This window comes from Xanthomonas hortorum, assembly GCF_040279205.1.
In the GTDB taxonomy this organism is placed as follows: Bacteria; Pseudomonadota; Gammaproteobacteria; order Xanthomonadales; family Xanthomonadaceae; genus Xanthomonas; species Xanthomonas hortorum_F.
This window is the reverse complement of sequence record NZ_JBEOLS010000059.1, coordinates 17,896-34,121: the sequence shown is the minus strand read 5'-3', so window position 1 is coordinate 34,121 and position 16,226 is coordinate 17,896. Positions and strand designations below refer to the sequence as shown.

11 protein-coding genes are annotated in these 16,226 nt (G+C 63.9%); 6 read left to right on the top strand and 5 right to left on the bottom strand.

Features of this window, described 5'->3' with window-relative positions; all coding sequences use genetic code 11:
• On the top strand, positions 1–287 hold a 287-nt coding region (locus ABS769_RS18490), incomplete at its 5' end, for a transposase (RefSeq protein WP_317060523.1).
• Between the two features lie 29 nt (positions 288–316).
• Here ABS769_RS18490 and ABS769_RS18485 read toward each other — a convergent pair.
• The gene (locus ABS769_RS18485) at positions 317–1,879 is read right to left on the bottom strand and encodes a hypothetical protein (RefSeq protein ID WP_317062746.1); all 1,563 of its coding nucleotides are present in this window, start codon (positions 1,877–1,879) and stop codon (positions 317–319) included.
• A 283-nt stretch (positions 1,880–2,162) separates the two neighbouring features.
• On the bottom strand, positions 2,163–3,506 hold the full coding sequence (locus ABS769_RS18480) for an AMP-binding protein (protein ID WP_176341506.1): 1,344 nt from the start codon (positions 3,504–3,506) through the stop codon (positions 2,163–2,165).
• Between the two features lie 408 nt (positions 3,507–3,914).
• On the opposite strand from ABS769_RS18480, the gene ABS769_RS18475 reads away from it, so the two are divergent.
• The 4 genes from ABS769_RS18475 to hemF all read left to right on the top strand — a co-directional run bounded on the left by ABS769_RS18475 (position 3,915) and on the right by hemF (position 9,383).
• Positions 3,915–6,275 carry a S9 family peptidase gene (locus tag ABS769_RS18475; protein ID WP_317062747.1) on the top strand — a complete coding sequence of 787 codons (2,361 nt, stop codon included), beginning with the start codon at positions 3,915–3,917 and terminating at the stop codon, positions 6,273–6,275.
• A 317-nt stretch (positions 6,276–6,592) separates the two neighbouring features.
• Positions 6,593–7,309: a hypothetical protein gene (locus ABS769_RS18470; protein WP_317062745.1), complete on the top strand. Its 717-nt coding sequence runs from the start codon at positions 6,593–6,595 to the stop codon at positions 7,307–7,309.
• Positions 7,306–7,881, top strand: a complete 576-nt coding sequence (locus tag ABS769_RS18465) for a hypothetical protein (protein ID WP_317062744.1) — start codon at positions 7,306–7,308, stop codon at positions 7,879–7,881. The genes ABS769_RS18470 and ABS769_RS18465 overlap by 4 nt, the downstream gene beginning before the upstream one ends.
• Before the next feature lie 602 nt (positions 7,882–8,483).
• The gene (gene hemF, locus ABS769_RS18460; RefSeq protein ID WP_023905610.1) at positions 8,484–9,383 is read left to right on the top strand and encodes an oxygen-dependent coproporphyrinogen oxidase; all 900 of its coding nucleotides are present in this window, start codon (positions 8,484–8,486) and stop codon (positions 9,381–9,383) included.
• Positions 9,384–9,812: 429 nt separating this feature from the next.
• On the opposite strand, the gene polA is transcribed toward hemF, so the two are convergent.
• On the bottom strand, positions 9,813–12,614 hold the full coding sequence (polA, locus tag ABS769_RS18455; protein ID WP_317062743.1) for a DNA polymerase I: 2,802 nt from the start codon (positions 12,612–12,614) through the stop codon (positions 9,813–9,815).
• 77 nt (positions 12,615–12,691) lie between these two features.
• On the opposite strand from polA, the gene ABS769_RS18450 reads away from it, so the two are divergent.
• Positions 12,692–12,973: a DUF2782 domain-containing protein gene (locus tag ABS769_RS18450; RefSeq protein ID WP_095575361.1), complete on the top strand. Its 282-nt coding sequence runs from the start codon at positions 12,692–12,694 to the stop codon at positions 12,971–12,973.
• 88 nt (positions 12,974–13,061) lie between these two features.
• On the opposite strand, the gene ABS769_RS18445 is transcribed toward ABS769_RS18450, so the two are convergent.
• Positions 13,062–15,590, bottom strand: coding sequence for a serine/threonine-protein kinase (locus ABS769_RS18445; RefSeq protein WP_317062742.1), 2,529 nt, complete (start codon positions 15,588–15,590; stop codon positions 13,062–13,064).
• Positions 15,569–16,108 carry an ECF-type sigma factor EcfK gene (gene ecfK / locus ABS769_RS18440; RefSeq protein WP_317062741.1) on the bottom strand — a complete coding sequence of 180 codons (540 nt, stop codon included), beginning with the start codon at positions 16,106–16,108 and terminating at the stop codon, positions 15,569–15,571. Before ecfK ends, ABS769_RS18445 begins: the two co-directional genes overlap by 22 nt.
• Between the last annotated feature and the right edge of the window lie 118 nt (positions 16,109–16,226).

Genomic DNA, 16,226 nt, shown 5'->3' with positions numbered 1-16,226 from the left:
CAGTGGAGCGGCCGATTCATTTGTTGATGGACCGTGCTTACGAAGGCAACGAAACCCGCCAGTTAGCGCTCGATCTTGGCTTCGTGCCGGTGGTCCCGCCGAAATCCAATCGGGTCGAGCCTTGGGAGTACAACCGGCAGATGTACAAGCGGCGCAACGAAGTGGAGAGACTGTTCCGTCGCTTGAAAGGCTACCGCCGGATTTTCTCGCGCTTCGACAAGCTGGATGTCATGTTCCTTGGATTCCTCAGCTTCGTCCTAGTCGTTGATTGGCTTCGGATGTGTTAACAGGCCCTAACAAGCCATCATCTAAAAGCCTAGTCGTCGTCGTGAGCAAGCAGCAGGGCCTCAGCGTTCTGTGGCACTTCGCTCAACAGATGTTGCAAAGTAGCGTGGTCCAAGATCGGCGCTGATCGCATAAGATCCTTAGCATCCTTGTTCGACATATCTATTTCTGTGAAGCGCCCCTCAAGCTTTCGCATGTGTGCATAGCAGCCGAGGTCTACCGCGAATGCATGGTAATTTCCATCCGTAGATTTATGCGTCAGGGCCGTAGCGCAGCTATGAATAATGCGATAGTCCAAAAGCCTATAGACCAACGCACGCCATGAATCGCGCTGTTGGAGATGTCGCTCTTCAATTAGGAATATATTACTTCTCTTTTCCAGACAGAAATGGCGGATCACGTAGATCCCCTTAATAAGTTCGTCCTGCTCGTCTTCTTTGCTGTCATGCTTTAATTCTTGAATTTTTTGCTCAAAATTGACACGCGCGAGCTGCCTAACTTCGTCCTTACCAATTTTCGCTTTCCCTTCAACCACAACAGAATTCAAGAGCTCAAGGAAAAGTGAAAGGACATCACGTGGAACACCTCCGCCAGCCATGACCAAACGGTCAAAACCCTCGCCTTTGAATAGCCCACTGATCTCAGCTTTTGACATTCCCACTCGATCACCAAAGTGCTCAAGAATCGCCAAATTCTGTTTTGAAGTCTTTGCGAAGTCGTCAAACGTGTAGTCGATATTTATTGGCTGATAGTCGTGCCGTTCTTGTGCACCTATAGGCTGCCCATCCCTATCTAGATATAAGGTAGAGGCATGCCGCAGCGTTGCGATTTTGAAGAAAAGTGGAAGATCTTTACAGAGCCGATGTATATAGTCGACAACAAATGCTTGGTCAGCACGCTTTAGGTGATAAAGATCGTCAATCTGGATCAGCAGTGTCGTCACGCGTTGAGATAAAGCAAAAACATCCCGAATGTTTTGCTTCAATTCCGGAAGCCACCTATCGAGTTGCTCAAGCTTTTCCCGATGAACTTTAAAGGAGCGCTCCACCTCATCGACTTCTCTTACTTTGATGGCGCCATCGAGCCTTGCAACATTCGTCTTTAAGCCTGCGCTTGCTTCCGACGCGTTTTCTTCTACCCTTTTCCGTCGAACATCTTCATCATGCGTGTCGGCAGCCACACGGAGATTGACAAGGGTTTTAATAATCTCTTTGACTTTCTCTTTCGCGAGCTTCTTCTTGCCGAACCACGCAACCAGATTCCGTTCAAGCTCGCGAAAGATCGAAACTAAGATCTCGATTAAGACATTCGGAAACGAATGCCGCTTGAAGTCTTCACAATTGAGATAGATAGCGACGTAACCTTCGGGAAGCTTCCGCGCGGAGCTATGTAGCAATAACGTCTTACCACAGCCACGCCTGGCAAAAACAGTATGATTCTGCCTCATCCGCGCGTCCTGCATTGCCGTGCCCACAGCGATGTAGTCGGTTTCGGTTCCTGTTTGAACTCGAAGATTTTCGGAAATAACCTCACGCAGCTTAGCTAGATTGACGGCGCTTGCCATGAGTAGCCCCCCTATTGTTTCGACAATCATACATCTTGCCTTATGCAAGTTGTTCTCTACCGCGAACCCAAATTTTCGAGGCCTTGGCCTCCTTGAGGCGAATTTTCTCTGTAGCGGTAGAAACCTGCGATGCAAAATTCGCAAATTAGATAACGTAAGCAAGCTCAACAGATTCCCTACTGTCGGCCAATCAGCGATAACAGACGTTGCTGTCTTAAGTTCTTGAACTTATCTGCGATCCTGAGGTGAAGCCCCCAATAAAATTGCCCGACACGCATGCACATCGCGGCTAAGGCATGTATGCGGCCGTCGCTCAGCCGTTGAGCAAGCCTAAAACGACATCGCGCGGCAGCTTGCCGGTTTCGTTGCGTGGCAATGCGGGGAGTTTGCGCAGGCGGCGTGGGAGAAACACCGGGTCGACGCTGATGCGCAGGGCGGCGAGGATCTGCGCTTCGTCCAGGGTTGGGGCGACCACCAGTGCGGCGATGCGGCCGACGGCCTGCCCGGGATCCGGTGTGAGCTGCACGATGGTGCCGTCGATCACGCCGGGAATGGCGAGCAGGCGGCGGGTGAGGTCGGCCAGCGAGGCGCGTTTGCCGGCGATTTCCAGCAGATCCGCCTGACGCCCGCGCACCTGGAAGCGGCCGTCTGCGGCCACGTCCATCATGTCGGCCAGCAGCACCGGCGTTGCCAGATGCGGTGCGTGCACCAGCGTGCCGGCGGCCTGTGTTTCCAGGCGTACGCCGGGCAGCGGGGTCCACGCCGCTTCCAGTGCGGTGCGCCGCACGGCGAAGACGCAGGTTTCGGTGGAACCGAACATCTCGCGCACTTCGCCGCCAAAGCGTGCTTCGGCCGCTGCGGCGATGTCCTGCGCCAACGGTGCGGTGGCCGAGACGATGCCGGCCAGCGGTGGCAACTGCACGCCCGATTCGACCAGCGCACGCAGGTGCACCGGTGTGGTCACCAACAGGCGCGGCTCCGGAATTTCCGCCAGCGCATGCGCCACGTCGTCGGGGAAGAACGGCCGCCCGGCATGCACGGCCAGCGTGGTCACCATCGGCAGCAGTACCGACAATTCCATGCCGTACATATGCTGCGGCGGCACCGTGGCCACCACGTGCGGCACCGCATCGGTGTGCGCCCACAGGCTCTCCAGCGCGACCAGATCCTGGCGCGTGCTGGTCAAAAAACTGCCCCAGGTCTTGGGATTCGGTTGCGGGCTGCCGGTGCTGCCGGAGGTAAAACCAATCGCCACCAGGGCATCGTCTGCCAGTTGCGGCATCGGGCCATCGGCCTGCGGCAACTCTGCCGGCAATTGCCAGTAGCGCGGCGGTGCCAGCTCCAAGGCAAGATCGCCCAGACAATACGCATCGGCGTGGCGCGCCTGCACTTCGCCGACCACTGCCGGTGCGCGCGACGACGGCAGCAGCGACACCTGGCCGCGCAGCGCGCAGGCGTAGAAGGCGACCATGAAACGGTAGCGGTCTTCGCACAGATTCACCGCATGGCGGCCGTCCGGCAGCTGCTGCGCCAGGCCGTGCACGTGCGCGATGAAGGTCGCCAGATCCACCGACTGCCCTGCCCGCCAGGCCAACGGCCGGCCGGGCGCGCCAACGGCCATCGGGTGGGAGACAACAAAGGCGGGCAGGCTGGACATGTGAACCGACAGTCGCAAAAGCGCGCTAGCTTGGCCGCCACCTGGGCTGCTGGCAAGTCGCAGGGTTTGTGGCTACGCCGCAGTGCCGGATGTTCGCAACGTCGCAGCTGGCGTGCTTAAAGCACCCTTGGCGTTGTGGCAGCTGCGCATCGCGAGGTGGAATGCATTGAAACTGATATTGAAAGTGATGCGGTGAGATCGGCCAGGTCGCGCGTGCTGCCGTGCGTGGACTGCGCATTTACCGTCAGGGCGCATCTGGTCGAGCTCGCCACTGGCACAGACCCCGCCGCTTCGACGACACACTCCACCACCCACCCCGCGCATGACCTGTGGCCCAAGCCCCCGGTCGAAGCGAGCTGCTAGGCTTGGCCGCTCTTTCGTTGCGTCCAGTCGTTTCCGATGCCCAGATTGTTGCCGCTGTCCTTGTTATTGCTGGCTGTCACTGCGCACGCGCAGTCCGCCGCACCGCTCACCATCGAACAGGTAATGGCCGACCCGGACTGGATCGGGCCGTCGGTCGATCAGGCCTGGTGGCAGTGGGATGGAAAACAGGTGCAATACCTGCTCAAACGCGAGGGCAGCCCGGTGCGCGACACCTATCGCCAGGGCACCGGCGGTGCAGCGGCAGAACGCGTGGCCGACAACGCCCGCGCCGGTCTGGATGCGGCCAACCCCAGCTACGACGCGACGCGCCAGCGCATGCTGTTCGCGCGCAATGGCGACATTTTTTTGCGTGATCTGCGCTCGGGCGCGCTGACCCAGCTGACCCGCAGCAACGAGGTCGAATCGCGTCCGCAATTCGCCAGCGACGGCGGTGCGATCTGGCGTGCGGGCAACAACTGGTATCACTGGCGCGCCGATGGCGGCACCGCGCAGGTGGCGGTGGTCAAGGCCGAACGCGATCCCGATGCCGCGCCCAAGGCCGATGTGTTGCGCGAGCAGCAACTGGCCACGCTGGCCACGCTGCGCCGCGACCGCGAGCAGCGCGAAGCGCTGCGCACACAGGAAGACACCTGGCGTCGCGCCGACGCCACGCGTGCCACTGCACCGGTGTATCTGGGCGATGAGGTGGAGATCGTCGACAGCGCGTTGTCGCCGGACGGCCGCCATCTGTTGGTGGTCACCCAGGCCAAGAATGCCGACGAAGGCCAGGCCGGCAAGATGCCCAAGTACGTGACCGAATCCGGCTACGAAGAATTCCAGGAAGTGCGCACCCGCGTCGGTCGCAATGCCCCGGTGCCGCATGCGTTGTGGTTGGTCGATGTCAGCGCCGGCACGGCAAAACCATTGTCGTTCGACACGCTGCCAGGCATTGCCACCGACCCGCTGGCGGCGCTGCGCAAGGCTGCCAAGCGCGATGCGCTCAAGGGCAACCGCGCCGTGCGTGTGGAAAGCGACGGCGATGGCAGCGGGCCGGCGGTGCATTGGAGCGATGACGGCCGCAATGTGGCGGTGGAGATTCGCGCAGCGGACAACAAGGACCGCTGGATCGCCAGCGTGGACCTAGCCAACGCCAAGCTGCAGCCGCGTCATCGTCTGAGCGATAGCGCCTGGATCAACTGGGACTTCAACGATTTCGGCTGGCTGCCCGACAACCGCACGCTGTGGCTGCTGTCCGAAGAATCCGGCTATTCGCAGCTGTACACGGTGGAAGGCAACGGCAAGCCGCGCCAGCGCACGCGTGGCAAGTGGGAAGTGTCGATGCCGGTGCCCAGCGCCGATGGCAGCGGCATGTTCTTCCTGTGCAACCAGAAATGGCCGGGCGATTACGAGGTGTGCAAGCTGGATCTGCGCACCGACCAGCTCACCGAAGTGACAGCCTTGAACGGTGTGGAAGGCTTCAGCCTGTCGCCGAATGGGCAGCAGGTGCTGGTGCGCTACTCCGGCGCCTATCTGCCGCCGCAGTTGGCGGTGGTGCCGGCGGCGGGCGGTCAGGCCACGGTGCTCACCGACACGCGCACGTCGGCCTTCAAGGCGCAGCCGTGGATCGCACCGCAGTACGTGCAGGTGCCGTCCAAACACGGCGCCGGCACGGTCTGGGGCAAGTACTACGGCCCGCAGAATCCCGAGCCCGGCAAGCAGTATCCGATCGTGATGTTCGTGCACGGAGCGGGATATCTGCAAAACGTCTCTCAACGCTACACACCGTATTTCCGCGAGCAGATGTTCCACAACCTGCTGGTGCAGCAGGGCTACATCGTGCTGGACCTGGATTACCGCGCATCGGAAGGCTACGGCCGCGACTGGCGCACCGCGATCTACCGCAACATGGGGCATCCGGAGCTGGAGGATTATCTGGACGGCCTGGACTGGCTGGTCGCCACCAAGCAAGGCGACCGTGCACGCGCCGGCATCTACGGCGGCTCGTACGGCGGCTTCATGACCTACATGGCGCTGTTCCGCAGCCCCGGCACCTTCAAGGCCGGCGCAGCGCTGCGGCCGGTGGGCGACTGGATGCAGTACAACCACGACTACACCTCCAATATCCTCAACACCCCCGAGCTCGATCCGCAGGCCTACAAGACCTCCTCGCCGATCAACTACGCAGACGGGCTGCAGGACCATTTACTGATTGCACACGGCATGATCGACGACAACGTGTTCTTCAAGGACTCGGTCGACATGACCCAGAAACTGGTTGAGCTGCACAAGGACAACTGGCAGGTGGCACCGTATCCGCTGGAACGCCACGGTTTTACGCGTGCCGATTCGTGGCTGGACGAATACAAGCGCATCCTCAAACTGTTCAATGAGCAGGTGAAGCCGTAAGGCATGCGATTGCAGCCGGGCGATGCGTGATGCGTCGCCCGGACGATGACATGTCATGCAGCAGCATCCGGATCTTGCGGCAAGCAGCAGGTAGCGCGCGTTGCACGCGTTGCACGCGTGGTGTCGCGTACGCATCGCCCCGCAACAACGTGCCTGGCACTCACCTCCACGTACGCAACTGGCTCTAAGCTTGACGCAGGATCGGCAGATCGCTGGCGCATCGCGCTCCCCTCTGCATCGGTCTGCCGCCCGACCGGAGCGCCGCCGGCACCGCAGCGGCTATCCATTTACCGACCGGCGCGAAGAAGGTAATCGCGATGGGCCTGTGGGACCGATTGTTTGGACGCAAGACCCCGGCGGCAAAGATGCCACGAGCCGAACCGACCGTGGCGCCGGCCACCGCAGCCGACGACACGGAAACCGAAGCCGAGATCGACCCGGCATTGTTGCCAGCGCTGACCCTGTTCCAGCGCGGCGATCAGGTGGGCGCCTACAACGCCGCGCAGGCACAGCTGCACCTGGGCGCCGATGCGCAGCGGTTGTGTGCATTGGCATTGAGCGCGCTGGACCGCTATCGCGAGGCGTACCCGCACTGGCTGGCGCTGTACGAGCTGGAGCCCACCGCACACAACGCGCTGCAGTTGGCGACCACCTCGGTGATGTGCAACGAGATCGATCGTGGCGAGCAGTGGCTGCTGACCTTCGATGATTTGAATGCGCAGGAGCGCTCCACCTCACCGGCCACCGCACGCACCAGCTTCCTCACCGCGTTGACCCGCGCCGGCCACGGTGCGCACGCGTTGCCGCATCTGGAATGGTTGCGCGAGGCGTACGCAGGAATGTCGATCACCGACAGCCATTTCCTCTACGTGCGCGGGCTACCGTTTTTCGAAGCATTCCTTGAGCGCAGCACGCCGTTGTTGCGCGAGTGCCTGCCGGCCGATGCGCTGCCGGGTTGGTACGCGCAACTGCAGCCATCGCTGGATCCTGATGGCCAGGCTGCGGTGGCCGCACATATCGCCTCGCTGCAATGAACGCACCGCTGCCACCGTCATCGCGGTCGCATGGCGGCTTTGTCACGCCGCTGGCATGGGTGTCGTTGCTGCTCGGGCTGGTCAGCGCGATGGGCAATCTGCTGCAGATCATGATGATCGCGATCATGCCGGACGCGAGGTCGATGGGATTGCCCGACGGCATGACACTGCCGCCGTCGTGGCAGTGGCTGATCGATCATGCACTGTCGTTGTCGATTGCGGGGGCAGTGCTATCGGCCGCGTTTGCGTGGCTCAGCTGGGCGTTGCTGCAGCGACGCGAGTGGGCGCGGGTCGGGTTCGTGGCGGTGTTGCTGGTGACAGGGCTACTCAATTTCGGCGGCTTGGCGCTGATCGGGCCGTTGTTCGAGGGTGTGCAGGCCATGCTGCCCGCCGATGTGCTGCACAGCCCGGAGTGGCCGGAATTGCAGGCGCGCCTGCAGGCGACGCGCCAACTCGCATTGCTGCTGACCGGCGCGGGCGTCGTGGCACTCGGCTGCATTCACGCGGCGCTGGCTTGGCGGCTGTGTACGCCGGCCGTGCGCGCTGAATTTGCTGCATCGCGCTTGGCGTGATCGTTCGCTGCGTTTGATCTGCGTGGACAGCTTCGAGGGGCGTGTCAGTCGCGTCGAGGGCGCGATGCCCTCACCGCTTGCGGGACACGCCGCAAGCGGTAAGGGCACCGCACCAGAAAGTTTTAGGTTGCCTTGTTGAAAGCCTGCCTATTGATCGCGCTGCGTTGCAAAGCTGATCGGGTGCGCCGTTACTCAAACGACGCACGTCATGCACTGCTTGCACCATGCACACCGACCATCTCCACTGGTCCTTGCCCGCCCACCGTCGCGGGACCTTACGCGGCATGGATGCCGCGTAAGAGCCTACACGGACGTACTTGCGGCGTGTCCCGCGAGGGTGGGCGGGCAAGGGCCCTGCAGCAAATCGGCAGATCAGCCGCTCTACAACTGATCTATCCGCGCTGCTCAACCACTCCAAGACAACCGAGATCTCGGGTCGTAACAACGTTGAGATGGAGCGCAAGAGCACAGGTCAGCAGCCTGGTTGGTCGGGCCCCCGTGCCCGTCCGCTAGCTGCCCAAGCGAAGCATTGCCTCGCCATGCGACAAACGGGCGCGTTCGCCCCGATGCACGAACCAGGATGCACCGCTTAGAATCGTGGCATGAACGAATTCGACCGTGTACGCGATTATTTGACCGGCCTGCAGGACCGTATCTGCGCTGCCGTGGAAGCCATCGATGGCAGCGCGCGTTTTGCCGAAGACCTGTGGCAGCGCGAAGAAGGCGGCGGTGGACGCACCCGCATCCTGCGCGATGGCGCAGTGTTCGAGCAGGCCGGCATCGGCTTTTCGGATGTGTCCGGCTCGCGCCTGCCGCCTTCGGCCAGTGCGCATCGGCCCGAGCTGGCCGGAGCGACCTGGCGCGCCTGCGGCGTCTCGCTGGTGTTCCATCCGCACAATCCGCACATCCCCACCACCCACGCCAACGTGCGCTACTTCCGCGCCGAGCGCGATGGCGACGTGGTGGCGGCCTGGTTCGGCGGCGGCTTCGATCTGACCCCGTTCTACCCGGTCGACGAAGACGTGCTGCATTGGCACCGCACCGCGCAGACGCTGTGCGCCCCATTTGGCGAAGAACGCTATGCCGCGCACAAGCGCTGGTGCGACGAATACTTCTTCCTGCGCCACCGCAACGAGACGCGTGGCGTGGGCGGGCTGTTCTTCGACGACCTGGACAAGGACTTCGAACGCGATTTCGCCTATCAGCGCGCGGTTGGCGATGGCTTTCTGGATGCCTACCTGCCAATCGTCGAGCGCCGCAAGGACACGCCGTATGGCGAGCGTGAGCGCGAGTTCCAGCTCTACCGTCGCGGCCGCTACGTAGAGTTCAACCTGGTCTACGACCGCGGCACCCTGTTCGGCCTGCAGAGCGGCGGGCGCGCCGAAAGCATCCTGATGAGCTTGCCGCCGCGGGTGCGTTGGGAATACGGATTCACACCGGAACCGGGCAGCGCCGAGGCACGGCTGATGGACTACTTGGTCCCACGCGACTGGCTCGGTTGAATCGCTCAATTAAAAAACATAGCGCCAATGAAACGCTGTGTTGATTAATCGAGTTTAGTAGGCCTATTTAAATTTGTGATTCCCAGCGCCACCGGTGAATCGTGCAATACGATGAACCGGTTATGTTGCGTAGCAAAATAATTGCAGGCCGGAAATAAAAAGCCCCGCAGACCAGGGGGAGGTCGGCGGGGCCAGGGAACGGAAACTTGGGGAGTAGTTTCCGCTCCGAGATCTGCTCCAGGGGATGGGAGAGATCTGCCGACAGGCGTTGCGCCCGTCGAGGGATATAACACCATTTTCCACATTGATGGATCGTGAAGATAACTGTTAAAAATATGTAGAATTTAGCGGTTATTCATTCCATCGGCGCAGGCTCAATTCGTATTATGTCTGGTCTGCGCATTCAGCATATCAGCCTTATCTGTTGCGTCAGTGCGCCTCATCCCAGTTATCGCCAACCCCGGAATCGACCACCAGCGGCACGCGCAATTCAGCTGCGGCCGACATGCGCGCGGTGACCTCGCCCAGCAGCGTGTCGACGAAGTCGGCATCGGCTTCGAACACCAGTTCATCGTGCACCTGCAGGATCATCAGTGCGCGCTCGGCGTGATCGGCGATCCAGCCGTCCACGCTGACCATGGCGCGCTTGATGATGTCGGCGGCGGTGCCCTGCATCGGCGCGTTGATCGCGGCGCGCTCGGCGCCGGCACGCTGGCCCTGGCTGCCGGCGTTGATGAAGTCCAGGTATAGCCGGCGGCCGAACACCGTTTCCACGTAGCCCTTGTCGCGCGCCTGCTGGCGGGTGGTTTCCATGAAGTCGCGCACGCCCGGGTAGCGGCTGAAGTACAGCGCGATGTAGTCCTGCGCCTCGCCACGGCCGATGCCGAGCTGGCGGGCCAGGCCGAACGCGCTCATGCCGTACATCAGGCCGAAGTTGATCGCCTTGGCGGCGCGGCGCTCGTCAGCGCTGACAGTGTCGATGGTGCGGCCGAACACCTCGGCGGCGGTGGCGCGGTGCACGTCGGCGCCGGACTCGAACGCGCCGACCAGGCCGGGGTCGCCGGACAGGTGGGCCATGATGCGCAGCTCGATCTGCGAGTAATCGCAGGCGATCAGCTTGCGCCCGGCCGGGGCGACGAAGGCGCGGCGGATGCGGCGGCCGTCTTCGGTGCGGATCGGGATGTTCTGCAGGTTGGGATCGGACGAGGACAGCCGCCCGGTGGCCGCGCCGGCCTGGTGGTAGCTGGTGTGCACGCGCCCGGACTGCGGGTGGATCATCTCCGGCAGCTTGTCGGTGTAGGTGCTGCGCAGCTTGGTCAGGCCGCGGTATTCCAGGATCACCCGCGGCAGCTCGTGCTGGTCGGCAATGGCTTCCAACGCCTCTTCGTTGGTCGAAGGCTGGCCCTTGGGCGTCTTGACCACGGCGGGCAGCTTGAGCTCGTCGAACAGCAGCGCCTGCAGCTGCTTGGGCGAATCCAGGTTGAAGCTGCGCCCGGCCAGCTCAGTGGCCTTCTGCTGGGCGGCGAGCATGCGCTTGGACAGGTCCGCGCTCTGGCGGCGCAGTTCGGCCGCGTCCACGCACACGCCGTTGGCTTCGATGCGTGCCAGCACCTCCACCAGCGGCATCTCGATGTCGCGGTAGACCTGCTCCAGGCCCGGCTCGGCGGCCAGCCTGGGGCCGAGCACTCGGTGCAGGCGCAGGGTGATGTCGGCATCTTCGGCGGCGTAGCGGGTGGCGTCGTCCAGGCTGATCTGGGCGAACGGGATCTGCTTGGCGCCCTTGCCGCAGACGTCCTCGTACTTGACCGTGTCGTAGCCGAGGTAGCGCTTGGCCAGGCTGTCCATGTCGTGACGGGCGCTGCCGGAATTGAGCACGAAGCTCTCCAGCAAGGTGTCGTCGCTGTAGCCAGCCAGGGCGATGCCGTGGCGGCGCATCACGTGCAGGTCGTACTTGCCGTGCTGGCCGAGCTTGCGCACGGCGGGGTCGGTGAGCAGCGGCGCCAGCTGCGCCAGCGCCTGGCTGCGGTCGAGCTGGGCCGGGGCACCGGGGAAGTTGTGGCCGAACGGCAGATACGCCGCCTGGCCGGGCTCGGCAGCCACGCTCAGGCCGATCAGATCGGCCTGCAGCGGGTCCAGGCTGTCGGTTTCGGTATCGAAGGCGAACTGGCCGGCCGCGCGCAGGCGGGTGATCCAGTTGTCGAGCTGTTCCTGGGTCAGGATGGTCTCGTACTGGCCGGGCGCCGACAGCGCCGGGTCCACTTCCACCGGGGCGCTGACCGGGCCGGACACGAAGCCGGTGCCGCGCGCGCGGCCGGGTTCGGTGCGGGCGCTGGCTGCAGCGGCCCCCAACGGCATCGGCTCGGTCAGCAGGCCGGTCTGGGCAGCGGCGCCGCCGAGCTCGCGCAGGGCCTGGGTGAAGCCGTAGCGTGCGTACAGCACCGCCAGCGTTTCGGCGTTGGGCGCGCGCAGGTCCAACGCGCGCGGGCCGCTGGCCAGGGTCACGTCGGTCTTGATGGTGACCAGTTCGCGGTTGAGCGGCAGCCGTGGCAATGCGGCGCGCAGGTTCTCGCCGATCTTGCCCTTGATCTTGTCGGCGTTGGCGATCACGCCGTCGAGCGAGTCGTACTCGGCCAGCCATTTGGCGGCGGTCTTGGGGCCGCACTTGTCCACGCCCGGCACGTTGTCGACGGTGTCGCCCATCAACGCCAGCAGGTCGACGATCTGATTCGGGCGCACGCCGAACTTGGCGATCACCGCCTCGTCCGAATCCATGCGGCTGCCGCTCATGGTGTTGACCAGTTCGATGCCCGGGCGCACCAGCTGGGCAAAGTCCTTGTCGCCGGTAGAGATGGTCACGCTCAGGCCGTCGGCGGCGGCCTGCAGGGCCAGCGTGCCGATCACGTCGTCGGCTTCCACGCCGTCGATGCGCAGGATGTCGATGCCCAGCGCATGCACGATGTCGCACATCGGCTGCACCTGCGCGCGCAGGTCGTCGGGCATCGACGGGCGATTGGCCTTGTAGTCGGCATACAAGTCATCACGGAAGGTCTTGCCGGGCGCATCCACCACGAACGCGACGTAAGCCGGGCGTTCCTTCAAGGTGGCGCGCAGCATGTTGACCACACCGAACAAGGCACCGGTGGGCTCGCCCTGGGCATTGGTCAGCGGCGGAAGCGCGTGGAACGCGCGATACAGGTAACTGGACCCGTCGATCAGGACTAATTTGCTCATCGGCCAATTCTACCGCTGCACGCTCACCCCACGCCGCCCAGCGCATACTGAGCAACGACCTAGAACGGATGACGACGATGATGAGAGCAAGTCTTTTGCTGCTGCCATTACTGCTGCTCGGCGGCTGTGCCACCAGCGGCGCCAGCGGCAACGTGCCGGCCGGTGCGGATGTCACCAGCAAGACCATGGGCAACGGCGACAAGGTCGACGAGTACCGGGTCAACGGCCAGCTGGAAATGGTGCGCGTGACGCCCGCACGCGGGGCGCCCTACTTCCTGTACGACCGCGATCACGACGGCCATACGGATGCGGAAAAGGACAAGGTCAACAAGGTGTATTGGAAGTTGTATAGCTGGTGATTCGGGATTCGGGATTCGGGATTCGGGATTCGTAGAGCGTAAGCGCAGCGGCTCTTTGGCCGCTGGTGCCGGTGAAGCCAACTTCGTCTCAGCGTTGCGCAACCGCGGTGGTGGTCTCTGCGCTTGAGGTGGCCGGCATTGCCACGGCCGCTGCGGCCAGCGCCAGGGTCTGGCGTGCGGCGAGCAGCGGTTCTTCGGCATCGCCGTAGATGGCGGTCAACATCTGCAGCGCTTGCTGCGCGTGGTCGCGTGCAGCGGCGGTCTGGCCAAGCCTGCGCTCGGCTTCGGACATGCCGCGCAGGATCTCGGCGGTCTGTGGATGCGCACGGCCCAACACGCGCAAGGACGAGGCCAGGCAAGCGCGCTGTTCGGCAAGCGATGCCTGCACCTGCCCGGCATCCAGCAACCAGAAGGCATGGTTGCTGCGGTAGGTGATCGTGGCCCGCGCATCGTCGCCGAAGGCGGCGCGTGCGCGCTCCATCGCAGCGCGGTAATGCGGGCCGGCTTCGGCCAGCTTGCCTTGCTGACGCAAGGTGTCGGCGAGATTGCCTTCCACCATCAAGGTATCGGCGGCGTTGTCGCCGTACAGCTTGCGGGTAATGCGCAGCAGCGGGGCGAGTTCGGCCTCGGCAGCGGCAAACTCGCGCTGCATCAGCAAAAACACCGCCAGGCTGTTGCGCATCGACAGCACCAGCGGATGCTCTGGCCCACGCACGTCAATGCGCTCGCGCAGCAGGCTGCGCTGCAAGGCGATGGCCGGTGCAAGCTGCCCATTCTCGGCCAGCATGCCGGCGTAGCTATTGCCCGCATCGATACGGCGTTCTGCGGTGGTGGCCACGTTGGCCAATGCGGCGACGTAGGCATGCCGGCTTTCCGCCAGCGCCTCCAGCATGCGGCCTTGATCGCGCAGCGCCCATGCCAGCCGGGCACGCATGTCGTTACCCAGGCTCTGCTGCTTCGCATTGCCGCGCGCGGCCTGCGCCATGCCGGCGCGCAGCACGCGCTCGGCCTCGCGCGATTGACCCGCACCACTGAGCGCCTGGCCCAGCATGGAGGCCGCTTCCAGCGCAGGCGTGCTACCGGCACCCGTGCTCTGCTGCGCCAGCGCCTGCGCGGTGCGCAGATGCGCGACCGCCTGCGGATAGTCCGACAAGGCGATCAGCGTGCGACCCAGCGTCAGTTCCACCTCGGTGCGTGCATCCGGTTGATCGGCCAGCTCGCGCGCGGCGCGCTGCGAGGCCTGCTGCAACACGCGCAGCATCAACGTCTTGTCCAGATCCTGCGCGATGCCAGGGTCCACGCTGGACAACACCGAGCTCATGAAATCGCCCGTGACCTGCGCGCGTTGCGCATCGCGCGCGGCTTGCTGCAGCGACCACAACGTGGCGCCCAGACCACCCATCAGCGCGATCGACACAAGCCCGGCGGCCAGCACGCCACTGCGATGGCGTTGGGCGAACTTGCGCAACCGCCACCACCGGCCCGCCTGCAACGCGCGCGGCGGGTAACCATCGAGCCAACGATGCAGCTCGTCCAGCAAGGCCGATACCGACGCATAGCGTGCAACGGGCTCGGGCGCCAACGCGCGCAACACGATCGCATCCAGGCCATCGCGTAATTGCCGCTGCAGTCGGGCGTGGGTGGTTGCGCGTGCGGCGCAGATCCGCGCACGCGCATCGGCCGGCACTGCCGCCACGCGCTGCGAGGGGGGCTGCGGCAGCCCATCCTGCCCGGCCACCGGTGCCAGCCCGCAGCTCAACTCATAGAACATTGCGCCCAACGCATAGATGTCGCTGCGCGCATCCACGTCCTGCACGCCGCGCGCCTGTTCCGGGCTCATGTAACCGGGCGTACCGCGGCCATGCGCGGAGGTCATGCCGGGGTTGGCCGCATCGATGGCGATGCCGAAGTCGATCACGCCCGGCATCGGCCGCCCATCGATGTCGCTGACCAGTACGTTGCTGGGTTTGAGGTCGCGATGGATCACGCCTTTCTGGTGTGCGTGCTGCACCGCCTCGCTCACCCGCAGCATCAACAACACGCGCGCATGCAGCGAGAGCAGATGCGCATCGCACCACCAGGTGATCGGCTCGCCGCGCAGGTATTCCATCACCAGATACGGGCGGCCGTGCGCATCGGTGCCCACATCGTGAATCTGCGCGATCGCCGGGTGCACCATCTGCGCGAGCAGCCGGCATTCGAACTCGAACAACGCGCGGCCCTGCACATCCAGCGCGTCGGCGGCCACCAGCTTGATCGCCACCTCGCGCTCGTAAGCGCCGTCGGCGCGATGGCCCAGATACACCTGGCCCATGCCGCCGGCGCCGATCAGGCGGTCGATCGCCCATGCACCAAAGCGCGTGCCGGCCGGCAGCTCCGGCAACGGCGCGCGCAAGGCGGCCACGGCCTGTTTCAACGGCGCACGCACGCGCAACGTGGCCTGCGATTCCACCGCTAGCATCGCCAGCAACTCATCGCGCAGCACCACATCGTCACCGGCCTGCGCACGCGCGAATGCCTCGCGCGCCTCCACCGGCAGTAAGCAGGACTGATGAAATAGCGCCTCCAGGCGTTGCCAGGAAGTGGCCACGACACTCACAGCTGCGCCGCCAGCCACACCCGCGCAAAGCGCAGATCGCGCTCCAGCGTGGGCACCGACACCTCCAGTTGCTCGGCCGCCTCGGCCACACTGAAACCCACCAGCTCTGTCAGCGCGAATGCCTTGGCCTTGCGCTCGTCCACGCGCGCCAGCTTGTCGAAGGCATCGGCCACCATCAGCAAGGCCTCCGGTCGCGGCGCGCCATCGGACAGACTGACGGTCAACGTCACCGCCTGCCCACCCCGCTTGGCGCTGGCCTGCTGCCGCGCCAGATCCACCAACAGGTGGCGCATCTGCAGTGCGGCAACCGAATAGAAGTGCGCACGCGAGCGAAAGCCCTGCTGCCCCTGCTCCAGCCGCATCCACGCCTCATGCACCAGCTCGGTGGCCTGCAGCCCGCCGCGCGCATTGCGCCGCAGTAGCCGCAACGCCGTCTCGCGCAGCACCATGTACACCTGCCGCGCCAATGCATCGCCCGCGCCGGGCTCCTCGCGCTGCCAGGCCTGCAACAACTCGGTGATCGGCAGCTCGGACATCGGGCCCATCTCGCCTGCGTGGGAGCGCAGTATCCCGCATTGGCGTACGGGTAGGCATTTCAAAACAAAACGGTTTAGCTCGCTTGCGCCGGGCCTGGCAAACGCGCCTCGGGCCGGC